A 21,089-nucleotide genomic window follows, 5' to 3' on the forward strand; every position below is an offset into this window, starting at 1 on the left:
TATTCTGACTCTTTCATCTGTTACACTATACTTAATTAAAGAAAGCGCTATCATATAACAAAGGAGAATATAGCATGAAACTATTAAAGAATTTAACTGTCCAAGTCATCATAGGTATCATCCTAGGTATCACAGTCGGTTTCTTATTCCCTGCTTTCGGTGAACAGCTGAAGATTTTGGCTGATTTATTCATTAAAATGATAAAAATGGTCATTGCACCAATCATATTCTTAACGGTCGTCATCGGTATCGGTGGCATGGGTGACATGAAAAAGGTTGGCCGTATCGGCGGAAAGGCCCTACTTTACTTCGAAATCGTTTCCACCGTGGCCCTTGCAATTGGTCTTATCGTGGTCAACCTGTTAGGACCGGGTAAAGGCTTTAACATTGAATCAGTCGAAGGCGGAGATGTATCGCAATATACAACTGCTGCCGAGGAAACGGAACACGGCGCTATAGCCTTCATCTCCAACATCATTCCGGACAATGCCGTGGCTGCAATGGCTGGTGGCGATTTACTCCCTATTTTATTCTTTGCCGTTTTATTCGGTATCTCAATGGCTATGGTCGGACCAAAAGTCCAACCAGTCGTCTCCTTCCTCCAACATATTGCTGATATTTTCTTCGGCATCGTTGGGATCATCATGAAGTTTTCGCCACTTGCCGCTTTTGGGGCAATGTCTTATACAATCGGGAAATTCGGTCTTGGTTCACTAAGCTCCTTAGGACAATTAATGGCTAGCGTATATATCACAATGGCGCTATTCATCATCATAGTCCTTGGAAGCATAGCCAAATTCTATGGCTTCAACATTTTCAAATTCATCGCTTATTTGAAAGAAGAACTTCTATTAGTATTAGGTACATCTTCTTCTGAATCCGCTTTGCCAAGTGTGATGAAGAAACTTGAGAATTATGGATGTTCAAAACCCGTTGTCGGATTGGTTGTCCCAACTGGTTATTCCTTTAACCTTGATGGCACATCGATTTACCTGTCGATGGCGGCCATTTTCATCGCCCAGGCCTATGGCGTGGACTTAAGCATCTGGCAGGAAATAACTCTTCTAGGGATATTGATGTTAACATCTAAAGGGGCTGCAGGCGTAACAGGATCCGGTTTCATTACACTTGCCGCGACTTTAGCTGCTTTCCCAATGATTCCCGTTGAAGGTATGGCACTTCTATTAGGGGTTGACCGCTTCATGTCGGAAGCTCGTGCCATCACAAATCTTATCGGAAACAGTGTTGCTACAGTTGTCATCTCTAAAACAGAAGGCGAATTTGATCCAAATCATTCAAACTATAACAATTTGGACGAAGTGGCAGCCTCCACAGATCGGTAAGAATACTCAATACAAAGAGGATAGAGCCAAGCGGAGAACTCTGCTTGGCTCTATCTTTTTTGTATATGAACTCCCCCTCCACTTGTTCAAAAAGAATAGTAAGAAAATCCATAATCTCAATAAACCTTTCCCCACTATATGTACATAAGAACCGCTTCCTCCATACATTTTACCCTCCCTTTCGACGGTACTTATTAGCTCTTTCTAAAAACTAGCCAATCATATTCATTTATGATTTCCCGAAAAGTGTTTATACTTTTAGATAGCAGATGGTATCAGCATATAGACATTTAATCTAAATAGAGAACAAAAATATACGAAACGGGAGGTTTTATCATGAAAAATTACGGATTATACATTAATGGGGAATGGTCCGATCATGGACTTGAAAAAATTGAAGTGAAGAACCCTGCAACGGATGAAATCGTAGCCACTGTTCCAAAAGGTGGAGCCAAGGAAGCAGCCAAAGCTGCGGACGCTGCATATGCGGCCTTTACAGATTGGTCTGCACTTTCTGTGTACGAACGTTCGGAATTAATATGGAAATGGCATAAATTAATTGACGATAATAAAGAAGAATTAGCTAGAATCATGACAGAGGAACAAGGGAAACCATTAAAAGAAGCCCTTGGGGAAATGAACTACGCGAATGGATTTTTATCCTGGTTTGCCGAAGAAGGAAAACGGGTTTATGGGGAAACGATTCCTGCTTCCACTACGAATAAGCGACTTTTTGTAACCAAACAACCAGTTGGGGTCGTAGCCGTCATCACTCCCTGGAATTTCCCGGCAGCAATGATCACGAGAAAAGTGGCACCTGCCCTTGCCGTCGGTTGCACTGTTGTCATTAAACCGGCAAACCTTACGCCGATAACAGCATTGAAGATGGCCGAATTAGCTGAACAAGCAGGCATTCCAAAAGGCGTCATCAATGTTGTGACCGGTAAATCTTCTGAAATCGGCGAAACGTGGCTTCAAGATACCCGTATCCGCAAGTTGACCTTCACTGGTTCAACGGAAGTCGGTAAAACCCTAATGAAGGGATCCGCCGATACCGTGAAGAAAGTATCACTTGAACTTGGCGGACATGCACCAGCCATCGTTCTAGAAGATGCCAACCTTGATAAAGCCGTTGAAGGCATCATCAGTTCCAAGTTCCGGAACGCCGGACAAACATGCGTGTGTTCAAACCGCATTTATGTTCATGAATCCATCCAAGAAGCCTTCATTGAAAAGCTTGTTGCCAAGGTAAATGAACTGAAAGTAGGCAACGGCTTGGAAGAAGGCGTGGATATCGGACCGCTTATCGACCAGAATGCTGTCGAGAAAGTGCAAAAACAAATTGACGAAGCCATCAATAGCGGAGCCAAACTCGAAGCTGGCGGAAAATCGATCGGTGGGCTGTTCCTTGAACCGACCATCCTTTCCAACATCGACGATAACATGCTATGTATGAATGAAGAAACGTTTGGACCTTTAGCTCCCATCGCCTCATTCAAGACAGATGAAGAAGCCGTTCAACGTGCGAATGACTCCATTTTCGGTCTGGCGGCATATGTCTTCACCGAGAACATCTCAAGGGGCATCAAAGTCACCGAAGCCTTGGAATTCGGTATCGTCGGCCTGAATGATGGCCTTCCTTCCGTTCCACAGGCACCATTTGGCGGCTTCAAGCAAAGCGGACTTGGACGCGAAGGTGGACATCATGGTATCGAAGAATTCTTAGAAGTTAAATATATTTCATTAGGTTTATAATCTCCTTGAACCAAAAATGGGACCAACTCTCAAAGAGTCGGTCCCATTTTTTCATTCGATTAAGTCTTCTTCCAGCTTTTCTTCTTTCCTGATCCTGATGAACTTAACGATATTCAAGACAATCGTCTTAATGACGGAATAAGTCGGTACAGCGAGAATCATTCCAATGATACCCGCTATATTTCCCGCGACCAGCAAAAGGATGATGATCGTTAGCGGATGGGTGTTTAACTTTTTCCCGATGACCAAAGGAGAAATGACATTCCCATCCAACTGCTGCACGATCGTGACGACCAGTATGACCAAGAGCGCCTGTGTCGGCGAATGTATCAAGGCCACAATCACCGCAGGGGCGACCCCGATAAACGGTCCGACATATGGAATGATATTGGTGACTGCACCAATCAATGCAAATAGGAAGGCATAAGGCAAATCAATGATTAGATAGCCAATGAAGGTTCCTATTCCAACAAACAAGCAGACAAGCATTTGCCCCTGGATGTATGTAGTAAGGGTCTCTCCAGTCTCTTGAAGAACCGATAATGCCGGTCTGCGGTAACGAGCCGGTACAAATTTCATGATGGCGCTTGGAAGCTTGTCACCATCCTTCAACATGTAAAACAGGATGAATGGAACCGTTACGATGACCAAGGTTATATTCGTGACGACGCTGAATACGGAAGAAAGACTTTTGGTAATATTACCAGGTAGGTTCGTCAGGTATGATTGAAGGGAGTCTCCCACTTTTTTCAACGATACATAATCCTGCTCCATCGTCCACATGAACCATCTTGATTTCGATAAATCTTCAATGAAAACTCTTGATTGATTAAAGTAATCCGGTAGGTTACTGATTAAATCCGTGACCTGTCGAGAAAGGGATGGACCGACAAGGCCGACCAATAAACTCACTAAACCGAGGAAAACCACGTAAATCAGTAAAATCGCCAATCCTCTCGGTATTCTTCTTTTAACGAGCAAATCGACAGTCGGATTGAATAAGAAATAAAGAAAACCAGAAATAAGTATGGGGAAGAACAACGTTGAAGTAAAAATCACGATGGGTTCAAAAAGAAATGATATCTTCGTACCCACATAAAATAATACAGACAATAGCAATAGCTCTAATGTCCAAAAATGTAGCTTGGCCTTGAACAAGGTATCTCCTCCTATATTTTCCAAAGAAAAAAATGATCAATTATGTATGTAAAATTTTATAATGTAACTCATCATTGTAAGAAGTTTACCATACTTCTATAACCCTAACGTAGCATTCTATACAAATTTTTTAGAATTTCCTATCACCTACATGCAACCAACATTTTTATTTAACTAAATCGGTTCTGCTGGTTGCTGTTAGATCCACTTTATCCGTCAGATTGACCTTTTTATCGGTCTAATTAGGCACTTTATCAGTCAATCCCCCATAAACAGGCATAAAAATACCCCGCTGTAATGGCGGGGTTATATTATTATTTTTGATTTTGAAGAGTCGCGTCAAGCATTGTACCGTTCTTGGCAAGGTTCGTATACCAAGAGAATGCTTTTTCAAGAATATGTGGTGTTTGATGTCCACCGGTTTGAGAAACCGCTTCGTTGAAGTAATCACGAAGTTGTTGACGGTAATCCGGATGTGAACAGTTTTCAATGATTGCATGTACACGTTCTTTTGGTGCTAGGCCACGTAGATCGGCAAAACCTTGTTCTGTCACAATGACGTCCACATCATGTTCCGTGTGGTCTACATGGGAAACGAAAGGTACGATGCTCGAAATTTTTCCACCCTTCGCATAAGACTTCGTTACAAAAATACCAAGACTGGCATTACGGGCAAAGTCTCCTGAACCGCCAATTCCGTTCATCATTCTTGTACCTGCTACATGTGTAGAGTTTACATTACCATAGATATCAAGCTCTAAAGCGGTGTTGATAGAAATCAATCCAAGACGGCGAATTACTTCCGGATGGTTAGAGATTTCCTGCGGACGAAGAATTAGCTTATCACGGTACTTATCAAGATTACCGTACACTGCTTTTCCTTTTTCTTCACTTAGTGTGATGGAGCAGCCTGAAGCGAATTTCACTTTTCCTGCATCAATCAATTCGAAAACGGAATCTTGAAGCACTTCAGAATAGATTTCCAAATCTTCAAATTCGGAGTCCACGAAACCATTCAACACGGCGTTTGCCACTGAACCGATTCCAGATTGAAGTGGAGCAAGTTTTTCAGTTAAACGACCCGCTTTAATTTCTTCACGAAAGAAGTTCGTAAGATGTTTCGCCATAATGGCTGTTTCTTCATCCGGCGGAACGATTGTAGATGGAGCATCTAAATCTTTAGAAACCACGATTCCTTTTACTTTCTCAGGATCAACAGGAATACCGATTGTTCCGATTCTGTCACTTGTGCTTGTCAATGGAATCGGCTGGCGTACCCCTTGCTTCTCCGGTGTATATACATCATGCAGTCCTTCCAATCCATCTGGATGGGCTACGTTCAATTCAATGATTACATTTTTTGCTTCTTGTACGAAAATGGAAGAGTTACCTACAGAAGTGGTTGGAATGATCATTCCATCTTCTGTGATAGCCACCGCTTCAATGATTGCAAAATCAATTGGTCCGACGATCCCTTGACGAACTAATTCTGCTGTATGTGATAAATGCTGATCAACATAAGAGATTTCATCAGCATTAATTCTATTACGCATTGCTTTATCAGCTTGGAAAGGCAAACGTTTATTAATAATCCCGGCCTCTGCCATATGCTGGTCAACTTCGGGTCCTAATGAAGCCCCCGTATATACATCAACTTTGAATTTCTCATTTTTAGCTCGCTCGACCAAAGCCATTGGAACGGCTTTCGCATCGCCAGCACGAGTAAATCCACTCATACCTAATTTCATACCATCCTTAATCCATGAAGCAGCTTCTTCCGCAGTGACAACTTTCCCCTTAAATTGTTCATTGCGGATTTTTTTGAAAACGCTTTCGTTCATAAAAAAGACCCCCATTTTTGCTTTTCTTACACCTAATTTTAACAAGTACGTGTAATTGTCACATTCTTTTATGAATGAAAAGCCTTAATAGGAGCGTGAAGCAGAATTAATATCACACGAAACAGAAACACCTAAAAACCTAAGGCTCTTCTGAACTGACTCGCATACGTTTGACTGACTTGTATCTTCGAATGATCCTTCATGACAAGTAAGAATGTAGAGTGAAAATCAGGCAATATTTCCTCAATAAAATGTATATTGACGATATAGGAACGGTGCACCCGAATAAACATGTCACTTGGCAACACAAATTCTAATTCGCTTAAGTTCAATTTATGGAAACCACTCACCCGTTGGGACTGGATCTTCGTCTTCCTATTTTGTGCTTCCAAAAACATGATTTCCTCATAAGGCAGTGGGATCCACCGGTCATCCGTCTTGACGGTTAAAAATGAAGTCGGCAATACGAAAGGCTTAGAGGGAAGGATAGCCGTTACGGCCCCAAGTGGGTTCCCGCCTTCCAAGATTGGTACGCTCAGACCATAATATGGGACGCCAAATACGTCACTTTCAACTTGAACGCCAATTTTTTTTCGACTCTGCAATGCTTTGAATGCAGCCGTACCTTCACTGATGATATCCCCGGGTTTGATCCCAACATCGATTTGCTTGCTTGGTTGATAATAAATGAACTGCTCGGAATCAGCCACTGCTATCGAAGCATTTTGTGGAACGAATTCACTAATAATATTTAAAACGGATTTAACCGTAAATTGATCCATTTCCCTTCACCCCATAAAAGAACATATTGATTACTTTTCCTCGTAAAGAAGGGGACATCCCATCACATTTTTCCTTAAACAAAGAATAAAGAAAAAACGGAAGTAACTAAGCGAAAATCATCAAAAAAACCATAAAAATGGATTTAAGCTTTCGTCCCCTTTTCATTATAGTAGGTCCACTCACCAATTTCTATGGTGGAACCAAGAAAAGTCGTTCCTTATATTATAAAATTAGCTTCCAGTTTATAAACTATTCAAATATAATGCCGAAAAAATTTCTTCTTGCTCTTTAAAATAAATAAAAAACCGTTCTCCATTATATAGAAGAAAACGGTTTTTTTGTATTTATTAATCTGCTTTCTGAGAGGGGGCAGTTCGGAGTAAGAGAATCGATTCTAAATTCTTCAGTGGTAACTCCAATAAATAGGACCTATCAGTAGCTTGATAAATGTTCTCAGATATTAGTTCAGCAACAATCTTTTGCTTTTTCCTGGCAACAATCTGGATCAGCTTGCCCATTTTCCTCCTCCTTTTCTAATCTCCAAAACCTATTCATTCTTTAATGCATCATGACCTTCTTTACCTGTCCGGATATTGACCACATTGGCTAATTCATAAATGAATATCTTGCCGTCACCCGGTTTTCCTGTGCTCAAGAATTTCCTAGCGACATCTACCACCTCTTGAACGGGAACTTCACATACCACAATCTCTATTTTCATCCGATCATGTAAGGATATTTCCCGATTCCGGCCCCGGTATGTTTCAACGTAACTTTTCTGAAGCCCCGTCCCTTTCGCTTCTGAAACAGTGATTCCACTGACACCAATCTTCGCTAATTCTGCTTTGAATTGTTCAAACTTGATTGGTCGTGTAATGATTTCTATTTTCGTCAATACCTGAGACATATAAGTTCCCCTCCTTTAGATTGATTCGTGATAGGCCTTTTCACCGTGAAGTGTTAAATCCAGTCCAGTTGACTCATCTTCTTCGCTGACACGTAGTGGGACGAATACATTGATGACTTTTGCAATGATATAGGTAACCACAGCTACGAATATATACGTGGCAATGATCGCTACGATTTGTTTCCACAGCAAGTCGAAATTTCCGTAGAACAAGCCATTGGCTCCCCCTTCATTCACCGATGTAGTCGCGAATAATCCAGTCGCGATTCCACCCCATGTACCTCCAATGCCATGTAAGCCGAAAGCATCAAGTGCGTCATCGTAACCCAATTTATTTTTAAGGAAGAATACACCCCAGTAACAAACTGCGCCGCCAATGACACCAATAAGAATGGAAGAAGCTGTAGTCACGAACCCACAGGCTGGTGTAATCGCCACTAATCCGGAAATGGCCCCTGATACCGCACCAAGCAAAGTGGCCTTTTTATTTGTCATATACTCAACGATTAACCAACCGATGATACCGGCTGCCGCTGCAACTGCCGTATTCACGAATACGTTCATCGCCACTGCATTGATTGTCAGCGCACTGCCGACATTAAACCCATACCAGCCAAACCAGATCAACGAACCGCCAAGGAACGTTAAAGGAAGATTATGCGGTGCACTGTCTCCCGATTCCTTTCTTTTACCTAACATGATGGCCAATATTAGACCAGCAACGCCTGAAGAGATATGAACGACATTCCCCCCAGCGAAATCGAGAGTACCAAGTTCAGCTAACCAACCGCCTCCCCATACCCAGTGTGCAACAGGTGCATATACGAATAAGGACCACAGGATCGTAAAAATTAAGAAAGCGGAAAATTTCATCCGTTCAGCGATCCCACCTGCAATGATGGAAACCGTCAAGACTGCGAAAGTCATTTGGAATAACATGAATAAACTATGAGGAATTGTATCGCTGTATGGGCCGGGTGCGAAGCCTACATCTTTTAAGCCGACCCAGTCCAGACCGCCAAGGAGAGTGTTTCCTGGTGAAAATGATAAGGAATACCCGATCAGGACCCAAATAATAGAAATGACAGCGAGTGGCATATAACTATGCATTGCCGTATTGAGGACATTTTTACTTTTTACCATTCCTCCATAAAATAGGGCAATTCCCGGAGTCATAAGCCAAACCATCATTGTCGCTAAAAACATGAATACCGCATCTGCCATTTGCATTGTGTTTCCCCCTTAAATTTTTAATATGTTATGTTATATAACATTGTTATGTGATGTAATTTATCATATACTTAATTTTCTAATAATTCAACCACTTTCTTAACTTTTTTAAAAGTTTTCTATGTAATAAGGACCGGAAATGGATGTGGCTTTAGTTCTTTCCTCACATAACAAATATTAATCCGCACAAAAAAAGGCCCCAATCCATAAGGGCCTTTTTCGCTTATATTGGTCTAACAACAGCGTGATACCTTTCCATCCTTAGCATTATATCTGTTGTCCTGAGCCTCGCAGAAAAACTCTTTCCTTGTCTTTACCGGTTCTTCTGGATGTTGGAGCTTCATATGAGCTACATACGTTTCATAACTTGGAACGCCTACAAGCAAACTGATAAATTGCTTTCGGTAGCTGAGAATCTCGGCTATTTTTTTAATCATGGTTTCTCCTCCCTTTATGACCTTGATATATAAGGAGACTCATGCAGGTCAATTTTATGGTTTTTCAGGACCTTAATCCATAAACGTATAGCTGAAATCAAGACAGTGATGACCACAATCATGAAGAAGGCACAAAGGGCAGCATCCAGATAATCATTGAAAATGATCCGTTTCATTTCGGATAAATTAGCTGCCGGGGGAAGAACTTCACCTGCATCGTAGGCGGCCTTGAATTTATCCTTATGCGCCAAAAATCCAATTGCCGGATTTTCATGAAAGAGCTTTTGCCAGCCAGCCGTCATCGTCGCTATTAAAATGAAGGTAGTTGGTAAAAGCGTGACCCATGTGTAAGCTTTCTTTCCCATTTTGAAAAGGACGGTCGTACCCAGCAGTAACGCAATCGCGGAAAGCATCTGATTTGCAATGCCAAACAACGGCCAAAGCGTATTAATTCCTCCAAGCGGGTCAATGACCCCTTGATAGAGGAAGTATCCCCACCCGAGAACGCAAATCGCTGTCGCAATAATGTTAGGCACCCATTTATTCGTTTGAGAAAATGGTTTATAAAATGTACCGATTATATCCTGAATCATGAAACGCCCGACCCGGGTCCCGGCATCAATGGTCGTCAGGATGAACAAGGCCTCGAATAGAATAGCGAAATGGTACCAAAACGCCATCAGCGAGGCTCCCCCAACCACTTGGGAGAAAATATGAGCCATACCAATTGCAAATGTGGGAGCCCCTCCAGTACGGGATACTATCGATTCCTCCCCTACATCTTCGGCTAGCCCCGTAATCATCTCAGGCGTCAAGACGAATCCCCAATCGGATATCGTTGTCGCAACTTGAGTCGGTTCCGTTCCAATGACAGCACCTGGACTATTAATGGCAAAGTAAATGCCTGGTGTTATTACACACGCCGCTACCATCGCCATGATGGCCACGAAGGACTCTGTCAGCATGGCACCATAGCCAATTGGACGAGCATGCGATTCTCGTTCAATCATCTTAGGCGTTGTACCCGATGAAACAAGTGCATGGAATCCAGACACCGCACCACAAGCTATCGTGATGAATAAGAATGGGAATAGATTACCTGAGAAAACTGGACCCGTTCCATCGATGAACTGTGTGACCGCAGGCATTTCAAGGTTCGGCATGACGACGAAGATACCTAGCGCAAGAGCGATAATCGTACCGACCTTCAAAAAGGTACTTAAATAATCACGTGGTGCCAAAAGCATCCAAACCGGTAGAACAGAAGCGACAAAACCATACACGATCAGCATGATGGCTATTGTTTCACCTGAAAATGTAAACATCGGAGCAAGTGTCGCACTTTCGGCTACGAATCTTCCGAAATACAAAGCAAGCATCAGTAGCACAATCCCGATGATGGACCCTTCACCAACTCGTCCAGGTCGGATGTACCTCATGTAAACACCCATAAGGACCGCAATCGGTATCGTTGAAGCAATCGTGAACATCCCCCAAGGACTTCCAACCAAAGCCTTCACGACTACCAGGGCAAGTACAGCTAATAAGATAACCATGATGCCAAAAATCCCTAGCATGGCAATGAAGCCTGTGACTGGTCCGATTTCCTCTTTTATCATCTCGCCAAGCGATTTACCGTTCCGGCGCATCGACCCGAAAAGAATGACGAAATCCTGCACCGCTCCGGCTAAAACTACACCAACCACTAACCAAAGCGTACCAGGTAAATACCCCATCTGAGCAGCGAGGATGGGACCTACAAGTGGTCCCGCCCCAGCAATTGCAGCGAAATGATGACCAAATAGTACCCATTTATTCGTTGGCACATAATCTTTTCCGTCATTATTCAATTCAGCTGGAGTCTTCCGTTTGTCATCAAGCTCGAATACCTTCTGTGCGATAAATTTACTATAAAAGCGATAAGCAACTGAATATACACAGAGAGCAGCCGTAACAATCCACATGGCATTAATGCTTTCCCCACGATTTAAGGCAACAATGCCGAAGCTTACAGCCCCCAACGCAGAGATGATCCCCCATAAAATCACTGATTTAAGCGCTTTCATCCCATCATCTCCTACCTAATTTATCTTAAAATAATTGCCATTTCACATCTTTTGATTTTCCGTCCCCCTCTTTCGACCAATTAACTTAATTTTATATATATTCTGAATTATATGTCATATAATGGTTATATAGCAATAGGTTTTCTTCACTAGCCAAATTAGTAGCCTAGCTTTCAAAGACTATGGGAAAAGACTTATCTTCTGTCCATAACAGGCATTAACCTATCATTATTTCCAACCTCCATTATTAACTGTTATATACGGAAGGCCTATTTTAACTCCCTATCAATCATTGAGCTATAATTCAAGTGAAGACAAAGCCCTAACGTATGCTACAAGAACTAATAAGAGGTGTGACCATGGAGTTTCTAACCGTCGGACAATTGTCCAAGCAAGCCAACGTAACAATAAGAACCATCCGTTATTATGATCAAATTCAGTTATTGACGCCCGAATACAGACACGCGAATGGACGAAGATATTACACGGAAAATGACTTGAAGAGACTCGAAAAAATTTGCCTACTTAAATCCCTTTCTTTTTCATTAGATGATATAAAAACCGTATTGAATAAAGAAACATTTAAAGAATTGCTTTTGCAGCACCAAAGACAGATACAGTCTGATATAAAAGAAGAGGAAAACAAGCTAAAGAACATCCAGACTTTATTAAACAGCATCGAGGTGGAAGGAGAGTTCAATTGGGAGCTGCTGCTGCCGCTATTCAAAAGGAAAGAGCATAAACGGGGGGTACACTTCAACGAGGAAGAACAGAAAACGATAAATAAGCTCCCTAAAATGGAGCAGAATGATATCAGCATGAAGCAATGGATCAATCTTATGAAGAGAATTGAAATGTGCATCAAGAACGGCATCTCCCCTCTATCGGAAGAAGGCCGGCTCATTGCCGAAGATACCCTACTGCTTTCCGAATTGGTTTTCCAAGGTAACAAAGAGCTCGAGGAGAAGTTCTGGGAAATCCGAAAATCCAAGGAAGAATCCGCTTCCGCTGGCTTATACCCCGTGCAAGAAGACGTACTCGCATTCTTGGATGAAGCCATTGTTTCCATCACGGAATATACCCGCTAGTCATTTTGTAAATCCACTAAAAAAATGTGCGCCAAGAGGCACACATTTTTTTCATCCGGTATGATTTTCCTTCAGTGAACTGCGATGTAGATCCGCATAGAAACCGTTTCGCTTCAATAGTTCCGCATGGGAACCTGATTCTATGATCATCCCTTCGTCCAACACCAGGATCTGATCACTTTGTTGAATCGTATTCAATCGATGAGCGATGACGAAGCTCGTCCGCCCCTTCATCAAACGATGTAAAGCCTCCTGTATCTTAATTTCGGTGATTGTATCAATGCTGCTTGTCGCTTCATCTAAAATCAAAAGAATTGGGTCGGCTAAGATTGCCCTCGCAATCGACAGGAGCTGCCGTTGCCCCTGACTGATCCCGCTGCCATCCTGAGTCAAGACTGTATCATACTGATTGGGCAGTTTCATGATGAAAGTATGGGCATTGGCAAGTTTGGCCGCTTCCACTACCTCTTCATCCTCAGCTTCCAAACGGCCATAGCGGATGTTTTCGCGAATCGTTCCTTGAAATAAAAAGGAATCCTGTAAAACGAACCCCATATGCTTACGAAGACTCGCCCTCGTCATCCGCTGGATATCCTGACCGTCGATCAAGATCCTGCCACCGTTCGGTTCATAAAACCGGGCAAGCAGATTGATGACTGTCGTTTTCCCCGCCCCAGTCGGACCGACCAATGCAATCGTCTCTCCTTTATTTACGTGGAAACTTATATTCTGGATTGTTTGATCCTCTTCACCATAGGAAAAGGATACTCCCTCGAAATCCACTTCTCCACGGACATCCCGTAATTCACCGGCGCTTTTCTCATCAACATCCTCTTCTTCTTCATCCAGAATCGAAAATACCCGCTCCGCACCGGCGACAGCTGATAACAGGGTATTGAACTGATTGGCCAGATCATTGAGGGGACGTGTGAATTGCCTGGAGTACTCAGTGAAAATGACGATTACACCAATCGTAACCCCTCCCAAACCTTCCAAGGCTAAATAGCCACCAACAGCCGCAATCACGATAAAACTTAAGTTATTCAGTAAGTTCATTAGCTTTGGAATCAATCCGGAATAGGATTGCGACAAATAACCAGCTTTCTTCAAGTTTTCACTGCGTGTTATAAAATCACGAGTGACTTTCTCTTCCTGTGAAAAAGCCTTTACGATACGCTGACCGGAAATCGTTTCTTCAATAAATCCATTCAAATCCCCAAGATTTTTCTGCTGTTCCTTGAAAAGCCTGCCCGTCCGGTTGGTAATCCATTTCAATCCGAAGAACATGAGCGGAACAATGAAAAGGGTAAGAACCGTAAGTAAGGGACTCAAATACAGCATGACGGCCAGTGTTCCGACAAGAGTGAGGACACTTGAAAATATTTGAATGACCGAACTGTTCAATGTGGAGCTGACATTTTCAATATCATTCGTGACCCGGCTCATCAACTCTCCATGTTGGCGACGGTCAAAAAAAGGAATCGGAAGCTGATGAAGCTTTTTGAATAATTGGTTTCGCATCTGGTAAACCGTATCCTGGGCAATGCCGATCATCCAATAGTTTTGCAGCCACATGGATAACGAATAAAATACATAAACCGCCAGTAGCCCATAAAGCAAATGGACCAAACCATCACTATCCTTCTGGACTATATAATCATCGATGGCCATCCCAACGAGGAATGGTCCAAGCAGCCCTAAAACCGAACTAACGAGAACCATTAGAAGGACAACGATAAGCAAACTTCTATTTGCCGTTAAATAGGGGAGAATCCGCTTGACCGTTCCCTTAGAATTAGACGGTCTTTTAGCGGGAGATGTTTTTCGTTTCATAAGAAATCTCCTCCTCCCCGTATTGTGATGAAACGATTTTCCGGTAAAGCGCATTCGTTTTACTCAACTCTTCATGTTTCCCCTCTGCTAGCACTTCTCCATCTTCAAGCAGCAATATTTTATCCGCTTTCCTAGCCGTGCTTATTTTTTGCGTAATGATGAGTGTCGTACACGTATAGGATTCCAACGCAGCAAGCAACCTACTTTCCGTTTTTAGGTCCAATGCACTTGTACTATCATCCAGAAGGAGGATCTTCGGCCTGCGCACCAATGCTCTCGCCACCGACAGCCGTTGCTTTTGCCCGCCTGAGAGATTTACGCCTTTTTGCCCTAACCGCGTTTCATATTGCTTTGGCAATTTCATCACCGTTTCATGAATCTGTGCATGCTGAGCCGCTGTCACGATTTCATCCAACGATGCATCCTCTTTCCCCCAGGCAATATTGCTCTGTATGGACCCGGAGAAAAGCATGGCTTCCTGCGGGACATACCCTATCCTTTTTCGGAGGGAATCCAAAGGAATGTCCCTCACATCCTGCCCATCTATCCTGATCGTTCCGCTTTCCACTTCGAATAAACGTGGGAGGAGCTGAAATAAGGACGTTTTTCCCGATCCGGTCGCACCGATGATCGCAAGGGTTTGTCCTGCTTTCACGGTGAAATTCAAATGTTTCAGCACCGGCTCCACGCTACCCGGATACCGAAATGAGACATCCTCGAACTCGATATGTCCTTCTTTTACGTTTATCCCTTCGCCTTCCAACTTGCCATTATCAAGATCTATCGGGGTTTCGAATATTTCAGTCACACGATCTGCTGATGCCTTTGCCCGTGACAAGACCATGATTAACCAGGAAAAGACCGAAAGAGAGCCTGCGATTCTAGTGGCATAGTTGACAATGGCCACGACTTCGCCTACCTGTATGTCTCCCGTAGAGATATATCCGCTCCCGAACCAAAGGACAACGAGGATCGCCACGTTCATGACCAGCATCAGCACAGGCATCGCCGTTTCAATTAAGCGTAAGGAGCTCACCGTCTTCCTTTTCAACTCATCGTTCGCTCCATCAAAACGGTCAATTTCATGATTCTTGCGAAGAAACGCCTTAATCAACCTCATCCCAATCAAATTTTCCCGCATGACGCTATTGACGTTATCCAGCCTTTTCTGGACGAGCCGAAACAGCACAGCCGCACGTCTCATGACCCACCCTAGGAAAAGCACAAGAATTGGAACCGAAATAATTAATACAAGGGACAACTTCAGGTTGACCGTAATGGCCATGATTGTCCCTCCAAGAACAATCAATGGTGCCCTTGCCATGATACGAAGGCCCATGAACACCGTGTTCTGAAGCTGTGTCACATCATTCGTCATCCGGGTGATCAAGGAAGACGTCGGGATGTTGTTTAAATTGACAAATGAGAAAGCCTGAATTTTCCCGAAGAGATTTTTCCTGATATCGTGTCCAAAACTTTGGCTCACATGAGAAGCTGTAAATGAATTGACAATTCCTCCAAGAAACGAAAAAATCGACAGTCCGATCATTATGGCCCCCCACTTAATCACAACGGAGAGGTCTTTTTGTAAAATGCCTTCATCAATGATTCTCGCAATGAATAGCGGCTGTAACAGTTCGACACCAAGCTCGACTAACATTAAAAATAGGGCAATAGCGACGAAGATACGATACGGTTTAAGGAACGAAAACAGTTTTTTCATCTATGGCACCCTTCAATCTGCATATGTAAGTAGCCTTTATTATACAATTATATACAGAATTTATAAAATATTTAGCAAGATCCGTAAGCTTTGGAAAAAGTTTTTGATTTTTTTCAATGATACTCTTGACAAAAAACAGGAAATAAGAGAAAATTCTAATTGATAATGATTTTCAATTTCATTATTGATCTTTGAAACTTGTTATATCACTACGATATTTTCTTATCGTACCCTTTTGATATTGTACATAGATACAATGTCGCCCCGGTCTCTCTGTGCCTAGTAAAATACATATGCTTAGTTGCGAATGCGAAGTCACTAGAATATTGCCCCCTCTTTATTCAAGTCAATATACTCAATTTAAAGCATAATAGGCAACCGGGGTCTTTTTTTAAAAAAATATCATTCACATAAATAGATAGAAAAAACCAAGGAGAAAAACGAACATGAAACTAGAGCAAATCATAAAAGAACGACGGAGCATTAAACGATTCAAGGACACGCCCGTTCCCCTCGAAACCATTCAAACCCTTTTGGAAACCTCCACATGGGCGCCCAACCATAAAATGACCCAACCTTGGCGATTCGTCATCGTACATGGCGACAGTCGCTTAAAACTGGCTGAAGCTACACGAGATTTCATGGCGGGTAAAGAAAAGGATCCATCAAAGAAAAAAGAAGCCGGTCAGCGTGGATATAATAAACTAAGCGGTGTTCCGATGTTCGTTGCGGTCATCATGGAGGAAAATCCCAATCTCATGACCCGTGAAGAGGATTATGGAGCCACAAGTGCTTTGATCCAAAACTTCAGCTTGCTTGCCTGGGAACAGGGAATCGGAATGATTTGGGAAACATATGGCATGATCCATAGCCCCGAATTCCGTGAAGCCTTAGGCGTCAAACCCGGAGAAAAAATCGTCGGTAGCCTACATGTTGGATACCCTGACATGATCCCCACACCGCGCCCACGTAAACCAATGGAACAACTGCTAACCGTAATGGATTGAAAGAAAGGGAGCCTCCAATCGAATTGGAGGCTCCCTTTTCGTATATCCGTGTTTTATCCGTCAGTTTGGACCTTTAGTCAGGTTGCTCTATATATCGTTCAAGTCCAGTAGTGCAATCTTGTAATGTTCTTTATAAATAGCTGCCACGCACATCCATAATGGGCTTTGCATATATTTATTGGCATAATGCAAAGGAAAAACTCTGGGCTATGCTTATAAGAGCTTTAATCGGTAAACAAGGAGGAACATAGATTGAGTGATCATTCTAGTTATGAAGACTATGCATCTAAAAATGTGACGTACTATCAGGGAATAAATAATACATTATTAAGAATGATACCAACGGGTGTGAAGCAGGTTCTCGATATAGGTTGTGCCGAAGGAAACCTAGGCGCAGCGGTTAAAGCTGAAACAGGCGCTTACGTTGCGGGTATTGAGCTTTTTTCCAGTGCCGGAGAAATCGCCCTGAAGAAACTAGATGAAGTGGTTATAGAAAATATAGAAACGGTGAATCTTGCAGATTTAGCGTTAAGCAGGAATCAATTCGATTCCATCATCTTTGGAGATGTGTTGGAACATTTAATTAACCCTTCTCAAGTGTTAACGAAGGTTAAGCCACTGCTGTCTAACACCGGTTGTGTATTAGCGAGCATTCCTAATATTGGGCATATTTCTATTATCGAGAGTTTATTATCCGGTGCATGGACCTATACAGATGCTGGGCTATTAGATAAAACGCATTACCGCTTTTTTACACGGAATGAGATTGTGAAGCTTTTTGAATCTAGTGGCTATATTATAGAGAGCCTAATGATCATTCCATTTTCCAATCCCCGTTACGATCTGATGATTGAAGCACTAGAAGCAGTTAATCGAACGTTTCAAATCAGCACCGAGCATTTCAAAACTGAGGCTACCGCTTATCAATATGTTATTAGGGCAAAGCCGGTTTAATTTAGGAGGGATTTTTATCAACGAGAAAGTATGTTTTATTTCTTGTGTGAATGATGAAGCGAAATATACGGAATGCGTCCAACATATACAAGATTTAACTGTACCGTCTCACTTGGAGATTGAGCTACTACCTATACGTGGTTCAGTTAGTATGGCTGCTGGTTATAATGAAGCAATGAATCAAACTGATGCAAAATATAAAGTCTATTTGCATCAAGATACGCTGATCATAAACAAACGCTTTTTATTAGATTTACTTTTTTTGTTCGAAAATCATCCTAGTCTAGGAATGTTCGGGGTTATTGGTGCCAAGTCCATCCCGGACAATGGAATCTGGTGGGAAAGCCCTAAAAAAGCAGGAAAAATCATTGAGCACCGATCAACATACCGATACCTTTTATTTGAAGAGGCGGACTACGCTTATCAGAAGGTCCAGGCTTTGGATGGTGTGTTAATAGCCACTCAATATAACCTTCCTTGGGTCGAAAACCTTTTTGATGGATGGCATTTATACGATACGTCGCAATGCCTCCAATTTATAAACGAAGGATATGAAGTCGGCATTCCCTACCAGCCACAGCCCTGGGTGTTACATGAATGCGGAGAAATTACGGATACGAAGAACTATAGTCATTATTTAAACATTTTCAAAGAATGGAGAAACACTCTGAAAGAAAGTGGGATATGAGACTCTTCCATATCAGCTATGGATTTGAGTTAGTCCTTTTAAAAAAACCTCATATGGGGCTTTTCCTGTTTATAATAGTCCAGTCTTTCCTGTAGGGTGCCCGTATGGAATTCGAACTTATGCCCATCTAAGTCTGTAAAATAAATCGATTTTTTATCCCGCACATCTCTCTCTCTTCCACTCAGAATGTTCACATGCAACCGTTCAAGCCGATCAAGAATGGCTTCAAAGTCCTCTTCCGCAACGGAAAATGCAACATGGGTATACGAGTCTTTTATTTCATTTCTCGGAATATCTTTTTCTTGATTAAGCGCTAGCCACATCCCATTCAAATCGAAATAAGCGGTTCTGTTCCCGCAAACCAGCAATTTTGCCCCGAAAACGGATTGATAGAATTCAATCGATTTCTCTAGGTCCGAAACTGAAAATAATAGGTGATTCAATCCCTGTATATCGATGATCGCCTTCCTCCTTCGCCTAAAATCTATCTCCTTACAATCGCCGGAATCTTGAGTTTCAGCACAAACTCTTCATTCTTATAGTTGAAATCCAAGTGGCCCTGATGACGCTTCACGATATCGGCGATGATTTTCGTTCCCATCCCCTCATGTTCTCCCCGCTTCGTCGTTTGACCATACCTCTCATACATCGTATCCAAGATGGAGTTAGGAATTGGCCGACAATGGTTGCTGCAAGTCAATATATACAACCCGCTCCGTTTATAAAACTGAATCGTAACTTGAGCCGTTCCCCTTTTTTCTTCCTGATATGCTTCTGCCGCTTCCACCGCATTGGCAAGTACATTCCCAACCAAGGCAACAAGGTCCTGATCATTAATGGGTAAGGACGAGAGGGGGATATCGAGATGATAAGTCATCTGAATTTTTTTTGCCTTGCCCTTGCGGAACATTTGGTGCAGAATCCCCGCAACGACCCCTTTTTCACCTTTAATGGATAGATTCGTTTCTTCAAAGCCATCCACTAACTCATTCATATATTCTTTCGCAGCGGCCATTTGTTCCTGCTCAATCATAAATTGCAGTGCCGAAACATGTTTCAGGAAATCATGGCGCTGACTGCGAACTACCCGGAAGGTTTCATTGACCTGCAGTCGTTCCTCTTCCATTCCTTTTTGCTGTCTTTCTAGACGGACGTCCTTTTCCCCGACATGGATGCGTATCAATTCCATTCCTATGAAAATCGTAAATAAACCTAAGTAGGCAAATGAAGGATGAATCGTAAAGTAGAGTAGAGCCACTACAAGCTGCATGCCTAATAGAACTCCCTCCATAAAGGTTCCTAGAGAAATTCGTTTATATAGGGGGCGACACTTGAAGTAAAGTGCCATGATGATAACAGTACAAAAGATGACGAATATCGATGGAGATATTTGCCAAGGTAAAAGCTTCGTTAATTCGTAGAGATGCCATAATCCCAGTATAGCTACAAAGAATGCATTCATAATTTCACGCCTTAAAAGTATTGGGCTTGCAAGAAGTCCACCCTATCCTTCGTAATCATCGCCTGCTCCTCGATTCCGTCAAAACTGACGACATATGAGTTTTTAGCGTACAGCGAAAAGTTTTTTACAAAATGGATGTTTATGATGAACGAACGGTGTGAACGGATGAAGTCCCTTTCCCGCAGTTCCCCTTCCAGTTCATTCAAGGTTTGATAAGTTGTGATTGGTCCGTTTTTCGTATGTATGGTTGTTGATCGACCCGAACGCTCTATGAAAATAATATCCCTCTTTTGCAAAATATGAATCTCATTTTTTTGTTTCAAAAACAGCCTTCCCGCCACTTCAGCGCTTTTCGTCTTTTCTAGGAAGCGTTCAATGGATTTGACCAGCCTGTCTCTCGAATAGGGCTTCATGATATAGTCATGCACATTGAGTTCAAAGGCATGCACGGCATAGCCGCTCGTACCTGTTACAAAAATGACCGCGATGTTCAATGCATGTGAATGGATGATGTCAGCCATTTCATATCCGGACATGTTAGGCATCTCGATATCCGCGATGAGTAAATCAATCGTTTCCAGTTTGATTTGCTCATATGCGTATTCCGCGGAATCCGTGGAAAAAACCAATTCGATACCAGGCATTTGGGTCACGATCCCATACAGCTTATCCAAATCAATCCTCCGATCATCCACAAGACCTACCCTCATGCTCAACTCTCCTTACCTGGAATTTCCTTTATTTTACCATCAATATATGGAAAAATGGCACTTTAACGACATTAAATGGTATTTTTGTGACATAACTACAGATT

19 protein-coding genes are annotated in these 21,089 nt (G+C 42.4%); 6 read left to right on the forward strand and 13 right to left on the reverse strand.

Annotated elements, in window-relative coordinates; translation table 11 throughout:
• The first annotated feature begins 74 nt into the window (after positions 1-74).
• Together ACQKL5_RS09530 and ACQKL5_RS09535 are read left to right on the forward strand one after the other, a co-directional pair.
• Positions 75-1,343, forward strand: a complete 1,269-nt coding sequence (locus ACQKL5_RS09530) for a dicarboxylate/amino acid:cation symporter (RefSeq protein ID WP_427608269.1) — start codon at positions 75-77, stop codon at positions 1,341-1,343.
• A gap of 336 nt (positions 1,344-1,679) precedes the next feature.
• Positions 1,680-3,098 (forward strand): NAD-dependent succinate-semialdehyde dehydrogenase, encoded by a 1,419-nt coding sequence (locus ACQKL5_RS09535; protein WP_427608271.1) that lies wholly within the window; start codon positions 1,680-1,682, stop codon positions 3,096-3,098.
• Between the two features lie 51 nt (positions 3,099-3,149).
• On the opposite strand, the gene ACQKL5_RS09540 is transcribed toward ACQKL5_RS09535, so the two are convergent.
• The 8 genes from ACQKL5_RS09540 to ACQKL5_RS09575 form a co-directional block, all read right to left on the reverse strand.
• A complete protein-coding gene (locus tag ACQKL5_RS09540; protein WP_427608273.1) occupies positions 3,150-4,256 on the reverse strand; it encodes an AI-2E family transporter in 1,107 nt (368 codons plus the stop codon).
• 314 nt (positions 4,257-4,570) lie between these two features.
• Positions 4,571-6,097 carry an acetyl-CoA hydrolase/transferase family protein gene (locus tag ACQKL5_RS09545; RefSeq protein WP_427608275.1) on the reverse strand — a complete coding sequence of 509 codons (1,527 nt, stop codon included), beginning with the start codon at positions 6,095-6,097 and terminating at the stop codon, positions 4,571-4,573.
• Between the two features lie 131 nt (positions 6,098-6,228).
• Positions 6,229-6,879 (reverse strand): LytTR family DNA-binding domain-containing protein, encoded by a 651-nt coding sequence (locus tag ACQKL5_RS09550; protein WP_427608276.1) that lies wholly within the window; start codon positions 6,877-6,879, stop codon positions 6,229-6,231.
• A gap of 348 nt (positions 6,880-7,227) precedes the next feature.
• Positions 7,228-7,398: a hypothetical protein gene (locus ACQKL5_RS09555; protein ID WP_427608278.1), complete on the reverse strand. Its 171-nt coding sequence runs from the start codon at positions 7,396-7,398 to the stop codon at positions 7,228-7,230.
• 29 nt (positions 7,399-7,427) lie between these two features.
• Positions 7,428-7,787, reverse strand: coding sequence for a P-II family nitrogen regulator (locus tag ACQKL5_RS09560; RefSeq protein ID WP_427608280.1), 360 nt, complete (start codon positions 7,785-7,787; stop codon positions 7,428-7,430).
• Positions 7,788-7,802: 15 nt separating this feature from the next.
• Positions 7,803-9,017 (reverse strand): ammonium transporter, encoded by a 1,215-nt coding sequence (locus tag ACQKL5_RS09565; protein WP_427608282.1) that lies wholly within the window; start codon positions 9,015-9,017, stop codon positions 7,803-7,805.
• 233 nt (positions 9,018-9,250) lie between these two features.
• Entirely contained in the window at positions 9,251-9,454 is a 204-nt protein-coding gene (locus ACQKL5_RS09570; RefSeq protein WP_427608284.1) for a YbdD/YjiX family protein, read from the reverse strand.
• A 14-nt stretch (positions 9,455-9,468) separates the two neighbouring features.
• Positions 9,469-11,520: a carbon starvation CstA family protein gene (locus tag ACQKL5_RS09575; protein WP_427608286.1), complete on the reverse strand. Its 2,052-nt coding sequence runs from the start codon at positions 11,518-11,520 to the stop codon at positions 9,469-9,471.
• A 359-nt stretch (positions 11,521-11,879) separates the two neighbouring features.
• Between ACQKL5_RS09575 and ACQKL5_RS09580 the strand changes: the two genes are divergently transcribed.
• Positions 11,880-12,608 (forward strand): MerR family transcriptional regulator, encoded by a 729-nt coding sequence (locus ACQKL5_RS09580; protein ID WP_427608288.1) that lies wholly within the window; start codon positions 11,880-11,882, stop codon positions 12,606-12,608.
• Between the two features lie 51 nt (positions 12,609-12,659).
• Here ACQKL5_RS09580 and ACQKL5_RS09585 read toward each other — a convergent pair whose 3' ends face one another.
• Positions 12,660-14,441, reverse strand: a complete 1,782-nt coding sequence (locus ACQKL5_RS09585; protein WP_427608289.1) for an ABC transporter ATP-binding protein — start codon at positions 14,439-14,441, stop codon at positions 12,660-12,662.
• Positions 14,416-16,164 carry an ABC transporter ATP-binding protein gene (locus ACQKL5_RS09590; protein ID WP_427608290.1) on the reverse strand — a complete coding sequence of 583 codons (1,749 nt, stop codon included), beginning with the start codon at positions 16,162-16,164 and terminating at the stop codon, positions 14,416-14,418. The genes ACQKL5_RS09585 and ACQKL5_RS09590 overlap by 26 nt, the downstream gene beginning before the upstream one ends.
• A 446-nt stretch (positions 16,165-16,610) precedes the next feature.
• On the opposite strand from ACQKL5_RS09590, the gene ACQKL5_RS09595 reads away from it, so the two are divergent.
• The 3 genes from ACQKL5_RS09595 to ACQKL5_RS09605 all read left to right on the forward strand — a co-directional run bounded on the left by ACQKL5_RS09595 (position 16,611) and on the right by ACQKL5_RS09605 (position 18,813).
• Positions 16,611-17,171 (forward strand): nitroreductase family protein, encoded by a 561-nt coding sequence (locus ACQKL5_RS09595; RefSeq protein WP_427608292.1) that lies wholly within the window; start codon positions 16,611-16,613, stop codon positions 17,169-17,171.
• A gap of 252 nt (positions 17,172-17,423) precedes the next feature.
• Positions 17,424-18,125 carry a class I SAM-dependent methyltransferase gene (locus tag ACQKL5_RS09600; protein WP_427608294.1) on the forward strand — a complete coding sequence of 234 codons (702 nt, stop codon included), beginning with the start codon at positions 17,424-17,426 and terminating at the stop codon, positions 18,123-18,125.
• Positions 18,100-18,813, forward strand: a complete 714-nt coding sequence (locus ACQKL5_RS09605; RefSeq protein ID WP_427608295.1) for a glycosyltransferase family protein — start codon at positions 18,100-18,102, stop codon at positions 18,811-18,813. The genes ACQKL5_RS09600 and ACQKL5_RS09605 overlap by 26 nt, the downstream gene beginning before the upstream one ends.
• Before the next feature lie 38 nt (positions 18,814-18,851).
• On the opposite strand, the gene fosB is transcribed toward ACQKL5_RS09605, so the two are convergent.
• From fosB to ACQKL5_RS09620, 3 genes are read right to left on the reverse strand one after another with little or no spacing between them, the layout of a single operon-like run.
• Entirely contained in the window at positions 18,852-19,271 is a 420-nt protein-coding gene (gene fosB / locus ACQKL5_RS09610) for a metallothiol transferase FosB (protein WP_427608488.1), read from the reverse strand.
• 26 nt (positions 19,272-19,297) lie between these two features.
• Positions 19,298-20,275 carry a sensor histidine kinase gene (locus tag ACQKL5_RS09615; RefSeq protein ID WP_427608296.1) on the reverse strand — a complete coding sequence of 326 codons (978 nt, stop codon included), beginning with the start codon at positions 20,273-20,275 and terminating at the stop codon, positions 19,298-19,300.
• A gap of 11 nt (positions 20,276-20,286) precedes the next feature.
• A complete protein-coding gene (locus ACQKL5_RS09620) occupies positions 20,287-20,985 on the reverse strand; it encodes a LytR/AlgR family response regulator transcription factor (RefSeq protein WP_427608297.1) in 699 nt (232 codons plus the stop codon).
• Between the last annotated feature and the right edge of the window lie 104 nt (positions 20,986-21,089).

The organism is Peribacillus sp. NPDC097675 (assembly GCF_050277655.1).
Taxonomy (GTDB): Bacteria; Bacillota; Bacilli; order Bacillales; family DSM-1321; genus Peribacillus.